This is a genomic window from Paenibacillus sp. FSL K6-0276 (genome assembly GCF_037977235.1).
Taxonomy (GTDB): Bacteria; Bacillota; Bacilli; order Paenibacillales; family Paenibacillaceae; genus Paenibacillus_AQ.
The window spans coordinates 5,830,473-5,846,258 of record NZ_CP150276.1 but is presented as its reverse complement, the minus strand read 5'-3'; the positions used below and the strand labels follow the sequence as shown (position 1 = coordinate 5,846,258).

16 protein-coding genes are annotated in these 15,786 nt (G+C 47.0%); 12 read left to right on the top strand and 4 right to left on the bottom strand.

Features of this window, described 5'->3' with window-relative positions; all coding sequences use genetic code 11:
* Positions 1 to 23: 23 nt before the first annotated feature.
* Entirely contained in the window at positions 24 to 1,070 is a 1,047-nt protein-coding gene (locus tag MHH52_RS27565) for an FUSC family protein (RefSeq protein ID WP_340005570.1), read from the bottom strand.
* Positions 1,071 to 1,428: 358 nt separating this feature from the next.
* Between MHH52_RS27565 and MHH52_RS27560 the strand changes: the two genes are divergently transcribed.
* From MHH52_RS27560 to MHH52_RS27530, 7 genes are all read left to right on the top strand, one after another.
* The gene (locus MHH52_RS27560; RefSeq protein WP_340009848.1) at positions 1,429 to 2,538 is read left to right on the top strand and encodes an ABC transporter ATP-binding protein; all 1,110 of its coding nucleotides are present in this window, start codon (positions 1,429 to 1,431) and stop codon (positions 2,536 to 2,538) included.
* On the top strand, positions 2,528 to 3,340 hold the full coding sequence (locus tag MHH52_RS27555) for an ABC transporter permease (RefSeq protein ID WP_313641194.1): 813 nt from the start codon (positions 2,528 to 2,530) through the stop codon (positions 3,338 to 3,340). Before MHH52_RS27560 ends, MHH52_RS27555 begins: the two co-directional genes overlap by 11 nt.
* Positions 3,330 to 4,163 (top strand): ABC transporter permease, encoded by an 834-nt coding sequence (locus MHH52_RS27550; protein WP_313641193.1) that lies wholly within the window; start codon positions 3,330 to 3,332, stop codon positions 4,161 to 4,163. The genes MHH52_RS27555 and MHH52_RS27550 overlap by 11 nt, the downstream gene beginning before the upstream one ends.
* A complete protein-coding gene (locus tag MHH52_RS27545) occupies positions 4,160 to 5,233 on the top strand; it encodes an ABC transporter substrate-binding protein (RefSeq protein WP_313641192.1) in 1,074 nt (357 codons plus the stop codon). Before MHH52_RS27550 ends, MHH52_RS27545 begins: the two co-directional genes overlap by 4 nt.
* A 228-nt stretch (positions 5,234 to 5,461) precedes the next feature.
* Positions 5,462 to 6,136, top strand: coding sequence for a response regulator transcription factor (locus MHH52_RS27540; protein ID WP_340005568.1), 675 nt, complete (start codon positions 5,462 to 5,464; stop codon positions 6,134 to 6,136).
* Entirely contained in the window at positions 6,133 to 7,500 is a 1,368-nt protein-coding gene (locus MHH52_RS27535; RefSeq protein WP_340005566.1) for a HAMP domain-containing sensor histidine kinase, read from the top strand. The genes MHH52_RS27540 and MHH52_RS27535 overlap by 4 nt, the downstream gene beginning before the upstream one ends.
* A 192-nt stretch (positions 7,501 to 7,692) precedes the next feature.
* Positions 7,693 to 8,673 carry an alpha/beta hydrolase gene (locus tag MHH52_RS27530; RefSeq protein ID WP_340005564.1) on the top strand — a complete coding sequence of 327 codons (981 nt, stop codon included), beginning with the start codon at positions 7,693 to 7,695 and terminating at the stop codon, positions 8,671 to 8,673.
* Positions 8,674 to 8,742: 69 nt separating this feature from the next.
* On the opposite strand, the gene MHH52_RS27525 is transcribed toward MHH52_RS27530, so the two are convergent.
* The 3 genes from MHH52_RS27525 to MHH52_RS27515 form a co-directional block, all read right to left on the bottom strand.
* Positions 8,743 to 9,564, bottom strand: a complete 822-nt coding sequence (locus tag MHH52_RS27525; RefSeq protein ID WP_340005562.1) for a class I SAM-dependent methyltransferase — start codon at positions 9,562 to 9,564, stop codon at positions 8,743 to 8,745.
* 195 nt (positions 9,565 to 9,759) lie between these two features.
* Complete coding sequence (locus MHH52_RS27520; protein ID WP_340005560.1) at positions 9,760 to 10,611, bottom strand: 1,4-dihydroxy-6-naphthoate synthase; 852 nt, start codon at positions 10,609 to 10,611, stop codon at positions 9,760 to 9,762.
* Positions 10,611 to 11,273, bottom strand: coding sequence for a futalosine hydrolase (locus MHH52_RS27515; RefSeq protein ID WP_340005558.1), 663 nt, complete (start codon positions 11,271 to 11,273; stop codon positions 10,611 to 10,613). The genes MHH52_RS27520 and MHH52_RS27515 overlap by 1 nt, the downstream gene beginning before the upstream one ends.
* A gap of 287 nt (positions 11,274 to 11,560) precedes the next feature.
* Here MHH52_RS27515 and MHH52_RS27510 point away from each other — a divergent pair, with 287 nt between their 5' ends.
* The 5 genes from MHH52_RS27510 to MHH52_RS27490 all read left to right on the top strand — a co-directional run bounded on the left by MHH52_RS27510 (position 11,561) and on the right by MHH52_RS27490 (position 15,566).
* A complete protein-coding gene (locus MHH52_RS27510; RefSeq protein ID WP_313641185.1) occupies positions 11,561 to 12,034 on the top strand; it encodes a MarR family transcriptional regulator in 474 nt (157 codons plus the stop codon).
* Positions 12,035 to 12,175: 141 nt separating this feature from the next.
* On the top strand, positions 12,176 to 12,577 hold the full coding sequence (locus MHH52_RS27505) for a DoxX family protein (protein WP_313641184.1): 402 nt from the start codon (positions 12,176 to 12,178) through the stop codon (positions 12,575 to 12,577).
* Between the two features lie 17 nt (positions 12,578 to 12,594).
* Complete coding sequence (locus tag MHH52_RS27500; RefSeq protein WP_340005556.1) at positions 12,595 to 13,545, top strand: ring-cleaving dioxygenase; 951 nt, start codon at positions 12,595 to 12,597, stop codon at positions 13,543 to 13,545.
* Positions 13,542 to 14,162: an alpha/beta hydrolase gene (locus tag MHH52_RS27495; protein ID WP_340005554.1), complete on the top strand. Its 621-nt coding sequence runs from the start codon at positions 13,542 to 13,544 to the stop codon at positions 14,160 to 14,162. The genes MHH52_RS27500 and MHH52_RS27495 overlap by 4 nt, the downstream gene beginning before the upstream one ends.
* A 156-nt stretch (positions 14,163 to 14,318) precedes the next feature.
* Positions 14,319 to 15,566 carry a multidrug effflux MFS transporter gene (locus MHH52_RS27490; protein ID WP_340005552.1) on the top strand — a complete coding sequence of 416 codons (1,248 nt, stop codon included), beginning with the start codon at positions 14,319 to 14,321 and terminating at the stop codon, positions 15,564 to 15,566.
* The last annotated feature ends 220 nt before the right edge of the window (positions 15,567 to 15,786 follow it).

Genomic DNA, 15,786 nt, shown 5'->3' with positions numbered 1-15,786 from the left:
AACAAAAGGGACACTCCCGAGGCTTATAGCTTCTGGGAGAGTCCCTTTTTAATAAATCGTAAAGCGCGAGCGGCTTCAGCCGTTGAGGGCCGAGTTGCGACCACATAAGTAGCAGATTTAGCACGCTCTACTTCCTCCAGCACCCGGTTTAAGTGACTGAAGACCGCACCAAGATCACGAATGCTTGATAGCGAACAATTTCCTTGCAGTTCAGAGAAACTGGCCAATTGCAGGTCACGAGCACGCTCTATACAATCCGTAAGAGAACGCTCGCACTCGGTGTCTGATAAGGTACTGGTTCCATAAATGGCGATGCAATCTGCGGTTGCCTCCAGCACTTCTTTCATCCATTCAGAAGAGGCATGATGCGCTGGCAGAAGACGAATATCGTCTGCGATTTCTTCGACGTAGGAATGAATGTTCTTCAGATGTGAGGTAGCCTGTATGAGCCCCTTCAGTTCACCACGGCACTGATAATGTGTGATGGTATAGAACATTTCTTTCTGTTCTCGGCTGCTATTCGACAGGAGTTTACCTGCTTCCTCCAGCAAATTGTCTTTCGGAGAATCACGTCTTACGCCTACGAGATCTTTTAATGCATCCGCAAGTAGAAGACTTCCTTCGAATGCCAATGCTTTTACCTTGACGAACCTGTTCGGCGGCACGATAATCATATTGATGGCCAGGGCGATCAGCACACCAATAAATGTTTCCCCTATTCTCCAAAGCACGTAGTCATTCTGGTAAAAAGTAAGAGCTAGAACGGAAGTAACACCCACCTGTGAGACAGCTTGAATGTTCATCTTACAGGCAGTAGCGATGCCAATCCCGATGAGTAGAATGAGCAGGATAGAAAGTCCTCCTACATCAAAAAACTGGCCAACAATTAGGCTAACGATCCCGCCAAGAATAATGCCGATCAGGCGGTAGATTCCTTTTTCTAGCGATGCTTTAACACTGGCTTGGGTGATGAGGATAGCCGCAAGGGGTGCAAAGTATAAATATTGGCTACCATATATGCTGTGTACGGCGACCCATGAAAGTGAAGCAGCCAGTGTAATTCGTATCATGTAAAGTGAGAAACCATATTTTTCAAGGCGGTCTTGTAACCCCTCGTTCATTATCATTCATCTTCTTTCGGAAAAATATGAAAAAACTGTCTGGTCTTTCAGTTCGCTTTCATTATAACACCCCAAAAAAGGCTTGGAGGACTGGATATTTTACAAAGTTGTTAAGTTTACGCATTCCTTATCAATGTAAGCTATCGCATATAATGGTACAATCTAATATGCTATATCTATTGGAGTGTCGAATGAGAGGAGGAATTGTCGCTTATTAGCGCTGAGCATGCCCATTCGATTGTTCTCCGCGAGATGCGGGTAAAATAGTATTGTAATACTTTAGGCAGGGAGGTTGTTAGCTATAGCTATTCAGGAAGGCACCATTATTTCATTTGAAGAGGTTACCAAGCAATATGACGACGAAGATCCGGTGTTAAAAGGAGTCAGCTTTGAGATAGAGCGCGGCAAATTCTATACACTACTTGGTCCATCAGGCTGTGGTAAAACGACTATTCTTCGATTGATCGCTGGGTTCGCAGAGCCAACGGGCGGTTCTATCTATCTAAATGGTAAAGTGATTAACCATATTCCAGCCAATGAGCGGCAGGTCAATACGGTATTTCAGGATTACGCATTGTTTCCACACCTGAACGTATTCGAGAATGTGGCTTTCGGACTGCGCATTAAGAAGCTTAAGAAAGACGTCATCACGAAGAAGGTACAGGAAGCGCTAAGTTTCGTTAATCTTGTGGGCTACGAGCAACGTGCCATAAACGAAATGTCTGGTGGTCAACGGCAGCGTGTGGCTATTGCTCGTGCGATTGTGAATGAGCCGCAAGTTCTTTTGCTGGACGAGCCTCTATCTGCGCTCGATCTGAAGCTGCGTACAGAGATGCAGTACATACTGCGTGAAATGCAGCAACGGCTAGGCATTACCTTTATTTTTGTTACACATGACCAGGAAGAGGCACTCGCGATGTCCGACTGGATTTTTGTCATGAACAAAGGGAAAATCGAACAAAGCGGTACGCCTAACGATATCTATGATGAGCCGATTAACCGTTTCGTGGCTGATTTTATTGGCGAGTCCAACATTGTACCGGGTGTTATGATTGAAGACTATCTGGTGGAGTTTAACGGTCGGCGCTTTGAATGTTTCGATGCTGGGCTTAAACCAAACGAAGCCGTAGAGATAGTTATTCGTCCCGAGGATTTGGAAATTTCAACACTGGAGCAGGGTAAACTACGTGTGCGAGTGGATTCCCAGTTGTTCCGGGGCGTCCACTATGAAATCAGCTGTTATGATGAATCCGGACATGAATGGCTTGTGCATTCTACACGTAAGGCGACTGTAGGCAGTGAAATCGGCCTTTATTTTGATCCGGAAGCGATTCATGTTATGCGTTTCGGTGAAACGGAGGAAGAGTTCGACAAACGTCTGGAAGCTTACGGCGAGGTGGAGAGTCATGAAGAATAAGGGCAGACCGTATTATCTCATCCCTTATTACCTGTGGATCGCCTTGTTTGTCATCGCACCGGTGCTACTTGTCATCTATTATTCTCTATTTGATCTGGATGGGCATCTTACGCTAGATAACTACGTGAACTTCTTTACACCTGTGTATTTAAAAATGACGCTGACCTCATTCTGGTACGCGTTTCTGATTACAGCGTTCTCTTTACTGGTCGCCTATCCGGCGGCTTATCTGTTGACGAGAACGAAACATAAGCAGTTATGGTTATTGCTGATTATTTTACCGACATGGATTAATTTGCTGCTGAAAACTTACGCTTTTATAGGCATATTCGGTACGTTCGGACCGATCAACAATTTCTTTGATCTGCTTGGAATCGGAGAACAGCAAATTTTATTTACGGGCTTCAGCTTTGTATTTGTATCTGTATATATCTTTATCCCATTCATGATTTTACCGATCTACAGCGCTTTGGAGGATCTCAATTTATCCTTGCTGGATGCGGCACGTGATTTGGGTGCTTCGGGCTGGACAACGTTCCGGCGCGTTATTTTTCCATTGACCATTTCGGGCGTACGTTCAGGCTGTATGGCAGTATTCATACCAGCATTGTCCCTGTTTATGATTACACGTCTGATTGCGGGCAACAGGGTCATTACGCTCGGTACTGCGATTGAGCAGCATTTTCTGGTCACACAGGACTGGGGCATGGGCTCTACGGTTGCAGTATTTCTGATTGCTATTATGGCGCTGTTCATGGTTATTACCGGTGGATCGCGGAGAGGGGTGCGGAATGAGAAATAAAAACGGGTTCTCCAATCTGTACCTAGTGCTAGTGTTCGCTGTTCTGTATGCGCCAATCTTTTATTTAATGTACTATTCGTTCAACAGTGGGGGAACGATGCATAAGTTCGAAGGCTTTACGCTGGATTACTACCGTGAGGTCCTTCAGGATACACGTCTGATTATTATCATGATCAACACGCTTGTGATCGCGCTTTTGTCCTCGGCTATCGCCACTCTTATCGCTATTATTGGTGCACTGGCCATTAAAAGTGTGCAGAACCGCCGTGCTAAAAATACCTTGCTATCGCTGAACAACGTGCTAATCGTCAGTCCGGATGTCATTATCGGTGCATCGTTCTTGATCTTGTTCACCATTGCTGGCATTAAGCTTGGCTTCGTATCTGTCTTGCTCTCCCATGTCGCGTTCAGTGTACCGATTGCCGTGTTGATGATTCTGCCGCATTTACAGGATATGAGTCCTTCACTGACGGATGCAGCACGTGACCTCGGGGCGAGCCGCAAGGATGTTCTGACTAAGGTTATTCTGCCGATTATCAAACCGGGGATCTTCAGTGGGTTCTTCATGGCACTTACGTATTCACTGGATGACTTTGCAGTTACGTTCTTCGTAACAGGTAACGGTTATTCGACGCTATCAGTTGAGATTTATTCCAGAGCTCGGCAAGGGGTGTCGCTATCTATTAATGCGCTGTCGACACTGATCTTCTTGTTCACTATACTGCTCGTTGTCGGTTATTACTTCCTGACCCTTAAGAAGAACCGTCACAATACCGCGGAAGCCGTGGCGGAACCTGTAGCGGAAGCGGGGGTGCCTAGATGAAACAGCTGGTAAATGCTTTTTTGGCGATTATTATCACGGCATTTGCTCTAATGTACTTAGGCTCCTGGATGAACTCAAGAGAGGGCTATTCCGGTGGAAATACGCTGACCATCTATAACTGGGGAGATTATGTCGATCCTGATTTGCTGAAGGAATTTGAAAAGGAGACCGGATTAACGGTCATTTACCAAACCTTTGACTCTAATGAAGCCATGCTAACTAAAGTTGAGCAGGGTGGAACTACTTTTGATGTCGTAATTCCTTCCGATTATGCCATTGCTAAGATGAAAGAAGAAAATCTGCTCATACCGCTGGATCATAGCAAAATTCCGAATCTAACGAATATTGATCCACGATTTATGGACCTTTCGTTCGATCCTGGCAACAAGTACTCCGTACCTTATTTCTGGGGAACGGTCGGGATTATCTTCAATCCGGAAATGACCAAAGGGATAGATTTCACCAGCTGGGATTCCCTCTGGGACAGCAGACTGAAGAACAACATCTTCTTGGTGGATGGAGCCCGTGAAGTGATGGGCATGGCCTTGAACAGCCTGCACTATTCCGTTAATGACCGTGATGAAACTCATCTGCAAGAAGCGCTGACCAAGCTGAATAAGCTGTCTCCTAACGTAAAAGCGATTGTCGGAGATGAGATCAAGATGCTGCTTGCCAATGAAGAGGCTGCGGTCGGGATTGTGTGGTCTGGTGATGCTTCTGAGATCATGGACGAGAATGATAAACTTGATTATGTAGTGCCGGAGGAAGGCTCGAACAAGTGGTTTGATAATATGGTCATTCCACGGACTGCGGGTAATGTGGATGGAGCACATAAGTTCATTAACTTCATGCTTCGCCCAGATGTAGCAGCAAAGAATGCAGAATATGTAGGTTATTCCACGCCTAACATTCCTGCGCTGGAGCTGCTTCCAAAGGAAACTTCCGAGGATACCCGGTTCTACCCGCCTGCTGAGATTACCGATCGGCTTGAGGTGTACGATAACCTTGGGAAACGGATGCTTGCTCATTACAATGAGCTTTTCCTGAAGTTTAAGATGAATAAGAAGTAAGTCGTTTGGAGGTAAAGTCAAACGACTCCAAGAGCGTCTACATGCGGATTACCGTGTTAGACGCTCTTTTTTGAAATATAAGAAAGTATAAGTTTCACGTTATACTTAATCTTTACTTTTCTACGAGAAACGGTCGTCATCTTCTAAGGATGACAACGGCGTTCCTTCTTGGCTGGAAGTATATTGTAGTATAATGGCTAGGATGGACAAGAGGAAAAGAGGGAACGAATGCCTACTATACTGGTTGCTGATGACGACGCGAACATTCGCGAACTCGTCTGTTTATTTCTGCGTAACGACGGATTCGACACAGTCGAAGCTGCGGACGGCAAGGAAGCGCTAGCCGTTTATGCCTCAAAGCATGTTGATCTTGTTGTACTAGATATTATGATGCCGATAATGGATGGTTGGACGTTATGCAAGGAGCTCCGAAGAGCCAATCCTGATCTTCCCTTACTTATGCTAACTGCGAGAGGTGAAACATGGGAGAAGGTGAAGGGATTCGAACTGGGGACAGACGATTATTTGACGAAGCCATTCGATCCACTGGAGTTGACGGTTCGTGTTAGATCATTACTGAAGCGATACAAGATTGGCTCCACGCAGACGATCCAGTTCGGCAACGTCATCCTTGATCGGCAGACCTATAAGGTGATGAGAGGGACAGAGTCGCTCACGTTGCCACTCAAGGAGTTCGAATTGCTGTATAAGCTCGCTGGAACACCCGGACAAGTCTATACGCGCGAGCAGTTAATCGATCAGATTTGGGGGATTGATTACGCTGGAGATGATCGAACGATAGACGTACATATTAAACGGCTACGCGAACGGTTTGCAACTACACCTGATTTTCGAATCGAGACGGTGCGGGGGCTTGGCTATCGGCTTGAGGTGTACGAATGATCAAATCCTTATATACACGTGTTGTCCTGACTTTTCTGGTCTCCGTGATCGGAGGCACATTGATTTCTCTATTTGTGACAACCTGGGTATTCCAAGATAAATTAAACGAAAATCTGCGAATTCCCTTACTCCGCTTTGGACAGGACATTGCCCGGATATACGAAACCTTACCGTTACGTGAAGCAGATGCTCTTGTAAGTGGAATGAAGCAGCTTGATTCCTATCATATTCGAATTTACGATGAGGATGGTCAGTTCCAGTCTTACGGGGTGCTTAATGGAGAGAGCCCTACGACCGTGACTAGGGAGCTGCTAAAGAAAGTATTGGATGGGGAAGCTGTTCAAGTTAAACCGAATATGGTTTCTTCCAACCTATTAGGGCTACCTTTGAAAACCGAGATGGGAACGAAGGCGATGTTTGTGGAGCCACTTGAGCCTCCTACTATGTCATCTACGAGGAATCTGCTTTTTAATTTTTTGGCGTATTCGTTAATAACGGGAAGCGTGTTGATACTGGTCGCTTCCATGTTTCTAGTGAGACCGATCAAAAGGCTGACAAAGGCAACTAGGCGAATAGCAACTGGGGATTTCAACGTCGAACTGAATATTAAGCAGACGGGTGAGCTAGGTACCTTGGCTAACAGCTTTGAAGAAATGATGCATGATCTGCAGCAGCTTGAACAAATGCGCAGGGAGTTCGTAACGAATGTGTCGCATGAGGTTCAGTCTCCACTCACCTCCATATCTGGTTATGCTATTGCGCTCAAGAAAGTAGCCCTCACAGAGGATGAACGGAATCGTTATCTCGACATTATTATTGCTGAAGCGGAGAGAATGTCCAAGATGAGCGATAGTCTGTTAAAGCTGAGCCTGCTTGAATCGCAATCCCAACAACTGCGGCTTATCACGTTCAGTCTTGATGAACAAATCAGACGAGTAATCGTGGCGATACAGCCACAATGGTCGGCACGCAACATCAGTTTTGAGCTTGATTTGAAACCGGTAATCGTATGGGCTGACCATGACCTGTTAAGTCAGGTGTGGACGAATCTCCTTGGAAACAGCATCAAGTTCTCCAAGGATGACAGTGTGATTAACGTCAGTATCAAACAAGAGATGAACCACGTGATCGTCCGAATATCCGACACTGGGATTGGCATTTCTTCCGAGGACCAAGAGCGTATATTCGAACGATTCTTTAAGGCCGATCGTTCCCATAGTCGGAAGTATGGCGGTAGCGGTATGGGACTGGCAATCGTCAAACAGATCGTCTCGCTTCATCAAGGTGTCATTCGGGTGGAAAGCGAACCTGGAAGCGGAACGACTGTTATCGTTACCTTACCTATCACAACGCCGACAGCGTAATTAGATTTCAAGTGCTATTCTTCATGCTCCGGCGTCACATGCAAGCCTCCATGCATGTGATGCCGGAGTTTTTTACCTGTTCATATTCCGTTCATGTTGTCGTCATCAGGAGTACATCTTCTTTGGTTAAGATCACATTAGCGCAAACGATAAGGTGGCTTAATAAACAGATTAGGACAGGAGGAGATGAGGGTGACACAAACAGAGGTAATAAAAACGGGGAATGGAAAGAAGAAACATAAAGTACGTAACTTGTTACTAAAAATATTTGGAGCAATCGTTATTGCGATCGTACTTTTTCTAGCCGTTGTTTATACATTTAATGTGATCAGCAGCAAATCCGATCAGGGAAAAATACATCATTATGGTCAACTAGTCCCTGTAGACGGAAAAAATATGAATGTGTTGATTCAAGGAACAGGGGAAGAGACGATCGTGCTCTTACCGGGCTTTGGAACAGGTGCGCCAGCACTTGATTTTAAACCGCTGATCGATGAATTATCACCCTATTACAAAGTGGTTGCGGTTGAGCCGTTTGGGTATGGACTCAGTGATGAAACAAAAAAAGAACGAACCACAGAGAACATCGTAAGCGAAATACATGAAGCTGTACAGGGTCTTAACATTGACCAATACATTCTAATGGGTCACTCGATTGCAGGTATTTACGGATTGGAATATGCGAAGAAATATCCAAACGAAGTGAGTGCATTTGTGGGGATTGATAGTAGTGTTCCGGAGCAAGGCGGTATGGATGTTAAATTCCCAATAAAAAAATTAAAGCTGCTCAAAGATTCAGGTATCCTTAGATTGGGATTGCAATTAAGTGGTGACCCTTATGATGGACTGCCATTTGATGATGAAACCAAAAAACAAATGAAATTGATATCGCTCAAAAATATGAATAATTCCACTACCTTAAATGAAATGGAACATATATATCCTAACTTTGTCGCAGCCAGAGGATTAAAATTCGACAAGAATCTTCCCCTAATATTCTTTATACAAGCGAATAATGAAGGTGTGAAAGATTGGATCCCTCTGCATGAAGAGCAAGTCAAAGACTCTGTGCATGGAAAAGTGATGACATTCGAGGGCGGACATTATTTACATCATTCAAGGTCCAAGGAAATCGTTGAGAACCTAAGAGCATTTATGGGAGAAATTAAATAAAAATAAGAAAACGCTCCGACTTTCCCCTATAAGGGAAATCGGGGCGTTCTTTGCGCCTAAGGGCGGAGATTATTTGATGCCTATTCTCATTCGGTAGCTGATCAGAACCTCTAAAGTGCGTCCTTGAAAATGGTCTTCAACGGCGGCACTGAAATCTGCAATGTCCTGATTGAGCAAGGTAGCGTCCTGCTTCAGCACGGTTCGTACTCCGCCTTGGCTTAGAGCAAGTCCTACATAGCGCCGTGCATCGCAGGCCTCAAGATTATGAAATACGATCTCTTTAGCAAAAGAGAACGCTCCACTAGCCTGAATCCGTGACAAATGCCCTTCTTTGTCCCATTTATGTGCTCTCTCAGCATCAGGTAAGAGCGAGGCGAGCAGTTCCTCTGATTTGGTGATCAGTTGGTTGTAACGTTCTTCTACCTTCTGTTGAAGGGGGAGAGGCCAGTCGCAATCGTAGGCAGCGAAGACGCCACCTGTTCGTAAGACCCGAGAGACTTCTCGAAGTGTACTTTCAGGATCCATCCAGTGGAATGACTGAGAGCAGGTCACAATGTCTACGCTGTCTGCTGCAAGTGGAAGCTGGTTAGAAAAGCCTTGTACAAAAGTGATAGATTGCGGATCTTCTATTCGGCTTAATTTATCGATTGCTTTTCCCAGCATATCTGGATTCGGTTCAATGCCGATAACGTTGTCGGCGACATCTTTCCACAGAAAAGTAGACAAACCCGTACCGCAGCCTATATCTGCGACGAGTGAAGGTGTGGTGCCCAAGTAATCGGTTAGCAGCTTGATGATCATGGCAGGAGCTGCGGGACGGTAGCGGTCATAGTCCTCTTGAAAGCCGAGAAATCGATCGATGTTTTGCTTGCTATTGTTTTCAGGTATCATGTGATCCTCCTTCATAGAACCTATTTATAGGTCTATTGTATAGCCATCGCTTCGATATTCCAAATAATGGATCGCAGGCAATCGCAAGGACTGCTACTTAGAATAAACACAATCCCCGGAGGACACCTTATGGGTGTAATCGGGGATTGTGGGCTATCTCTGGTTTTAAAGTGCGCTAAGAACGTCTAGCAAATGCTACCGAAGTAATGCAGGGTCGATGGCAGGTACAAGTCCTTCTGCTGCAGCGCGATTTAGTAAGGCGGAGATTGCAGCGTAGCCGTCGTCGCCTAGATTCATCGAGAAGTCGTTCACATAGAGATCAATGTGAGATTTAGCCACTTCTGGAGCCAGCTCTTGAGCGTGACTAAGCACATAGTCTCTAGAATCGGTAGGATGATCCCACGCATATTGAAGAGAGCTGCGAATCCAACCAGTGATGGCATCGGCATCCAGATCGCGGCGAGCAATGATCGCGCCGAGTGGAATCGGTAGTCCGGTATCGCTCTCCCACCAGTTGCCAAGGTCAGTCAGCATATTAAGACCATAAGACGCGTAAGTAAAGCGGGCTTCGTGAATCACCAGCCCGGCGTCGATATGTCCATCGCGTACGGCAGGCATGATCTCATCGAAAGGCATGACGACGATTTCGCCAATGCCTCCAGTTACATGCTGTGCTGCCCATAATCTGAAGAGTAAATAAGCTGTAGAACGTTCGCTAGGCACTGCGATCCGGCGTCCGGCTAGTTTTTCGGGGCGTTTGATCGCAGTCGGTCCACTTGCCGTAAGAAGCAGCGGGCCACAGCCACGACCGAGTGCACCGCCACATGGCAGTAGTTTGTACCGCTCAAGTACCCAAGGTAGAGCGGCATAGGAGATTTTGAGGACTTCGGGTCCTTCTCCGTTAGCAGCAAGTGTGTTGGTAATATCAATGTCGGCATAGGTTACATTAAGTTGTGGTGCATTCGGGACAAGCCCGTGTGCCCAGGCATGGAATACAAAGGTATCGTTAGGGCAAGGGGAAAAAGCGATATTAAGCTCAGTTGTCATTACAGCACCTCCAGTAGTATAGCGGCTGCCGCCGTTAATGCTTCCATTGCATCACCGATCTTCCAAGCGGCCCGGTCGCGGGGACCGACCGGGTTCGAAATGGCGCGGAGCTCCAGTACCGGGAGCCCCAGCGCCTCAGCGGCCACGGCAACTCCGTGGCCTTCCATCGCCTCCGCGACGGCATGGGGATGCCGCGCGATCAGGGCGGCGGCCGTCTCCGCGGTGCCGGTCGCCGTCGAGACCGTAAGCACGGTCCCCGTGCTTACGGTCAGTCCGGCCGCTGCCAGCGCGGCCGAAATCGCCTGTACCGTGCCGTGGTCAGCCGGCACGGACACGCTGCCGAAGCCGAGCTCGGCAGCGCTGCGGAAGCCCTCCGGCGTCTCGGCCCCGAGGTCGGCGGCAATCATCTCGCTGGCAACGATCAGCGAGCCTAAAGGTGCCACCCCCGGGAACCCGCCGCCGATCCCGGCGCTAATTACGCAGCCGTAAGACCCGGCTGCGAGTGCAGCGGCGGTTCCCGCCGCCGCTGCTGCCGTACCTGCGCCGGCAGCAATCACATGGAACCTGTCGCTGCCTTGCAGGCCGCGTAGGACCGCATCCCGCTCTGCGGCTACTGCTGTTACGATCAGCACGCGCCGCGCTCCAGCTTGTTCCTCCACCATCAGGTTGCCTCCTTTAAGGGATGTGAAATCGCTTACTAAATAGTCATTCGTAAAGACAAGAATACGCCGTTTTAAGGGTCAGGTCAAACTGAGAGTGATTTTCATCACTCTCATAAAAAGTCGTAGAAAGAACATTAACAGATCGTTAAGCGCCTTATGTTAACTTTTTTGAGCAGTGAGGTTGACAAAGTTAGTGTGAAGAGGTATAGTTATCTTAACTTAAAGATATTTAATGTAAAGACATTTACGTTAAATTGAACAACTAGACTGTCAAAGTGGAGGTGGAAATGATGAGTAGTACCGAAGAGAACGTGCGTAATACAGAGGACACTACGGAGATGGATCAGGCGTCTTCTTTAAAGTTATTTGTTGTATTATCCAAGGCTTACAGAAGCTTGATGGATCAAGCTGTGAAGGATATGAAGAGTTATGGGCTAGCATCCGCTGAGTTCATGGTACTCGAGGTGCTGTATCACCGGACCCGTATTCCACTGCAACAGATCGGGGAGAAGATTCTCGTTACGAGTGGAAGCATTACCTATAATATCGACAAGCTGGAGAAGAAAGGCCTGCTGAAACGTGTGCCGTGTAACGAGGACAGACGCGTCACCTATGCGGAGATTACGGATGCAGGGCGTGAACTGTTCGATAAGATTTTCCCACGTCATGTAGCTTCGATTCATGATTTGATGCGAGGACTGGATAAGGAAGAGAAGGGCCAGACTATCGAATTATTGAAAAAGCTAGGCAAAGGTGTATAGGAGCGCTGGAACATCGGCATGAAGGGCGCTTCTATAAGGTCGGAAGCAGTTCGCTACTTCTTGCTGACAGAAGACAAAAAATTTTACCATATATCTTAACGTTAAGATAATTAAATCAAAGAAAATTGGAGCGTGTTAACAATGATAAGTGTAGGAATATTATTGATGAGATTAGTGATCGGGATTGCGTTTATAGGACATGGTGCACAAAAGCTATTTGGATGGTTTGGTGGTTACGGTCCAAAGGGTACAGGCGGCTGGATGGAGTCCATCGGCATTAAACCGGGGGTTACTATGGCGGTATTGGCGGGACTGATGGAGCTGGTAGGCGGATTCATGTTCGCGGCAGGCCTTCTGACTCCTGTTGCAGCGGTGTTGATTGTGGCCACTATGCTGGGGGCTATCATTAAGGTTCATGCTCCGAATGGCTTTTGGTCCACTTCAAACGGTATTGAGTTTCCACTAACGGTACTGGTGGTTGCGTTAGGCGTGGCACTTATTGGGCCAGGTTCGATTTCTCTGGATGCATTGATTTTTAACTAAGAAGGGGGTTTATAATTATGACACTTCAAACTGCAGGAATCCATCATATTACCGCTTTTGTTGGAGATGCTCAGCGCAATGTTGACTTTTACGCCGGTATTTTAGGACTACGGCTTGTGAAGAAGACGATTAATTTTGACGCTCCGGAAGTTTATCATTTATATTTTGGAAATGAAGAAGGTGCTCCGGGAACCATTATTACATTTTTTCCTTCACCTACGGGGCGTAAAGGAAGAATAGGAAGTGGGCAGGTTGGCGTAACGACTTACGCAGTACCAGTTGGCTCTCTGAAATTCTGGGAACAGCGTCTTGCCGCTTATCAAATTTCGTTTACCCTGAAAAATAGAATCTCGGAAACATATTTATCCTTTGCAGATTATGATGGTTTGTGGATTGAACTTGTGGAACGTGAGGAAGGGCTGCTTAGTGAGTGGTCTTTCGGTGGGGTTCCTACTGAGCATGCCATCAAAGGGTTCGGCGGCGCTGTACTCTACAGCAGCAATCCGTCGCAAACTGCAGAAACGCTTGTCCATACGATGGGAATGGAGCATATCGCTGATGGAGACGGATATAGTCGTTATAGAACTACTGGCGATTTGGGTAATATTATTGATCTGAAGACAACGCCGGTTCCGCAAGGAGCAGGAGGTGCAGGTACCGTTCACCATATCGCTTGGCGTGCACAAGATGACGCTGAGCAGCTGGAATGGGGGCGTCATGTACAAAGTCATGGACATCATCCGACACCGGTTCAAGACCGTAAGTACTTTAATGCGATCTATTTCCGCGAAAGAGGTGGAATCCTCTTCGAGATTGCTACGGACCCTCCGGGCTTTGCCCGTGATGAAGCAGTGGATGCGCTGGGTGAGAAGCTGATGTTACCATCTTGGTATGAACCGCATCGTACGGCTATTGAAGAAAATTTAAGTCCTATACAAATAAGAGAAATTGAGGTGAAGCAGGGATGATTCATGTATTCCATAAAGGTAAAGATGTAACGAAACCCACGCTTGTATTATTTCACGGTACTGGAGGCAATGAGCAGGACTTGCTGCCGCTTGCCGGGTTGTTATCTCCTGATTCATCGGTGCTAGGTGTCCGGGGCAACGTACTGGAAAATGGCATGCCTCGCTTCTTCCGTCGGCTGGCTGAAGGGGTTTTCGATGAAGCGGATCTAATCTTCCGCACTCACGAAATCAAACAGTTTTTGGATGACGCCGCTGAACAGTACGGATTTGATCCAGACAATCTGGTTGCCGTGGGTTACTCTAACGGTGCGAATATTGCGGGTAGCCTGCTGTTCCATTATAAGGATGTTTTCCGCGCCGCAATTCTACTGCACCCGATGGTACCGCTCCGGAATATTACGCTTCCTTCACAAGAAGGGGTGTCTATCTTCATTGGAGCAGGCACGAATGATCCACTCATCGCTTCTTCGGAGACTGAGGATCTGGAGACTATTTTGCAGAAAGCAGGCGCAGAGGTTACAACACACTGGGGCAATCAAGGCCATCGTCTGAGTGTTGCTGAGGCTGAAGCCGCTAGAGATTGGTTGCAGATGCACAGCACATCCACAAATGCATAAAACAATCAGAATAACCGCAGGATGGCGGTTATTTTTGTTATACAGGACCCCTGTAGCCCTCCATAAAAGGATTGATCAATTCACTTCCTTTACGTTAGTATGAAGAATACAAAAAAAAGGCCCAAGGGTTGCTTTAGAAAGGTTGAAGTAAGGATCATGATAGGAATTCAAAATGGTAATAAGCTTGCTGCAGATGGCCCCTCACGGAAGCAGAGATTACAGCTCGCTGTGATTCTTGGCTCCATTACAACCATCGGCCCATTGTCGATTGATATGTATTTGCCGGCGCTGCCCACACTTGTCGCAGACTTCGGTACGACGGCTGCTTTAGTGCAGCTTAGTCTGACCTTCTTTTTGCTGGGACTAGCTTCAGGTCAGCTGGTAGCTGGACCATTGAGTGATGTATATGGCCGCCGCCGTCCGCTGCTTATAGGCATGTTAATCTATGCTGTTTCCTCATTGCTATGTGCCTTTAGTCCTTCGATAGGGCTGCTGGTTGCTTTGAGGTTTATTCAGGGGCTTGCTGGTTCAGTGGGTGTCGTTGTCTCTAGAGCGGCTGTTCGTGATTTATACAGTGGCTCTGATCTCACGAAGTTCTTCTCTCTATTGATGATTGTTAATGGTCTCGGACCGATATTAGCTCCGGTTATTGGGGGTCAACTGCTAAGAGTGACCACATGGCAGGGGATATTCCTCGTATTATTTGCTGCCGGAATTATTTTTTGCCTAACCATTTTATTGCGATTGCCGGAGACACTGCCGAAGGAGCGACGCTCTAAGAGTGGGCTCAAGGGTACGCTGCTTACCTTCAGGGTATTGCTTGGCAACCGTAAGTTTATGGGTTATGCCTTGTCTCAAGGTTTTGTTACGGCATCTATGTTCGCTTATATCTCCGGCTCTTCTTTTGTATTGCAAAATATTTTTGCAGTTACTCCGCAGGTATATAGTCTGATCTTTGCTGTGAATGGGGTCGGGATTATTATTACTGGCCAAATTGCTGGCAGACTTGCTGGTAAGGTAAGTGAGACTAAGCTGTTACTTAGTGGGCTATTGCTCTGTACGATGGGGGGCATCTTGTTGCTGCTGACAATTCTAATAGGGGGAGGACTAATCCCTATTCTGATATGCCTATTCGCTGTTGTTTCCAGTGTGGGGATTGTCGGAGCGACCAGCTTCTCACTTGCGATGCAAGATCAAGGTGAAACTGCAGGCAGTGCCTCGGCGTTAATTGGGTTATTACCCCTGTTGCTAGGTAGCTGTGTAGCGCCACTTGTGGGTCTTGGGGGAGTGGAATCAGCACTTCCGATGGCAATTGTGATGGCATGTACGGGAATTCTCTCGATTCTGTCTTATCTGCTGCTTGTTAGGCGAGGAAAAACTAGTTCTAGCAGTCTCTCGTTGTAAGCTAGCAAGTAGTACATTCAGCAAACTTTCAGCGGGCCTTAACGTTCCTTACCTGCAAAAGGATTATATTGGAGGTAAGGAAGGGAGGGGGGATCATGAGTATATCGGCAGTCTCAGAGTGCTTCCACCGCAGGCAGTGGTGTAGAGGCACCTGCCAAACCTGCGAACAATGCGCTTGCTGCAGCAAGTCCGCAAGAGATAGCTACCGCAACGACGGATA

What these genes read in the sequence shown, in the direction of transcription:
- MHH52_RS27540 (WP_340005568.1), top strand. Translation starts at nt 5,462, where the DNA reads ATGCCTACTATACTGGTTGCTGATGACGACGCGAACATTCGCGAACTC.
- MHH52_RS27525 (WP_340005562.1), bottom strand. Translation starts at nt 9,564, where the DNA reads ATGATACCTGAAAACAATAGCAAGCAAAACATCGATCGATTTCTCGGC.
- MHH52_RS27545 (WP_313641192.1), top strand. Translation starts at nt 4,160, where the DNA reads ATGAAACAGCTGGTAAATGCTTTTTTGGCGATTATTATCACGGCATTT.
- MHH52_RS27565 (WP_340005570.1), bottom strand. Translation starts at nt 1,070, where the DNA reads ATGATACGAATTACACTGGCTGCTTCACTTTCATGGGTCGCCGTACAC.
- MHH52_RS27490 (WP_340005552.1), top strand. Translation starts at nt 14,319, where the DNA reads ATGATAGGAATTCAAAATGGTAATAAGCTTGCTGCAGATGGCCCCTCA.
- MHH52_RS27500 (WP_340005556.1), top strand. Translation starts at nt 12,595, where the DNA reads ATGACACTTCAAACTGCAGGAATCCATCATATTACCGCTTTTGTTGGA.
- MHH52_RS27535 (WP_340005566.1), top strand. Translation starts at nt 6,133, where the DNA reads ATGATCAAATCCTTATATACACGTGTTGTCCTGACTTTTCTGGTCTCC.
- MHH52_RS27515 (WP_340005558.1), bottom strand. Translation starts at nt 11,273, where the DNA reads ATGGTGGAGGAACAAGCTGGAGCGCGGCGCGTGCTGATCGTAACAGCA.
- MHH52_RS27505 (WP_313641184.1), top strand. Translation starts at nt 12,176, where the DNA reads ATGATAAGTGTAGGAATATTATTGATGAGATTAGTGATCGGGATTGCG.
- MHH52_RS27550 (WP_313641193.1), top strand. Translation starts at nt 3,330, where the DNA reads ATGAGAAATAAAAACGGGTTCTCCAATCTGTACCTAGTGCTAGTGTTC.
- MHH52_RS27520 (WP_340005560.1), bottom strand. Translation starts at nt 10,611, where the DNA reads ATGACAACTGAGCTTAATATCGCTTTTTCCCCTTGCCCTAACGATACC.
- MHH52_RS27555 (WP_313641194.1), top strand. Translation starts at nt 2,528, where the DNA reads ATGAAGAATAAGGGCAGACCGTATTATCTCATCCCTTATTACCTGTGG.
- MHH52_RS27510 (WP_313641185.1), top strand. Translation starts at nt 11,561, where the DNA reads ATGATGAGTAGTACCGAAGAGAACGTGCGTAATACAGAGGACACTACG.
- MHH52_RS27495 (WP_340005554.1), top strand. Translation starts at nt 13,542, where the DNA reads ATGATTCATGTATTCCATAAAGGTAAAGATGTAACGAAACCCACGCTT.